This window comes from Thalassobellus citreus (assembly GCF_044385915.1).
In the GTDB taxonomy this organism is placed as follows: Bacteria; Bacteroidota; Bacteroidia; order Flavobacteriales; family Flavobacteriaceae; genus Thalassobellus; species Thalassobellus citreus.
Genome location: NZ_JBISCC010000089.1, coordinates 1 through 379, shown reverse-complemented (window position 1 = coordinate 379; position 379 = coordinate 1). Strand labels below are relative to the sequence as shown.

General features: G+C 42.0%; 1 pseudogene. It reads right to left on the bottom strand.

From position 1 onward, the window contains the following. Positions 1-379 (bottom strand): annotated as a pseudogene (locus ACH5TX_RS00790) (hypothetical protein); the annotation flags it as partial.

Sequence of the window (379 nt, the reverse complement as noted above, 5' to 3'; positions counted from 1 at the left end):
CTTTTGGTGTACTCGGATCGTCTATTCCTGTCGTTTCTTCACAATCGGTTAGTCCATCACCATCACTATCAGTCGTATTAACTCCTGTTGGTAAACAAGCATCGTTAGCATCAAATGGTCCTGGATAATCTCCTGGTACTTTTGGTGTACTCGGATCGTCAATCCCTGTCGTTTCTTCACAATCGGTTAATCCATCACCATCACTATCAGTCGTATTAACTCCTGTTGGTAAACAAGCATCGTTAGAATCAAATGGTCCTGAATAATCTCCTGTTACTTTTGGTGTACTCGGATCGTCTATTCCTGTCGTTTCTTCACAATCGGTTAGTCCATCACCATCACTATCAGTCGTATTAACTCCTGTTGGTAAACAAGCATC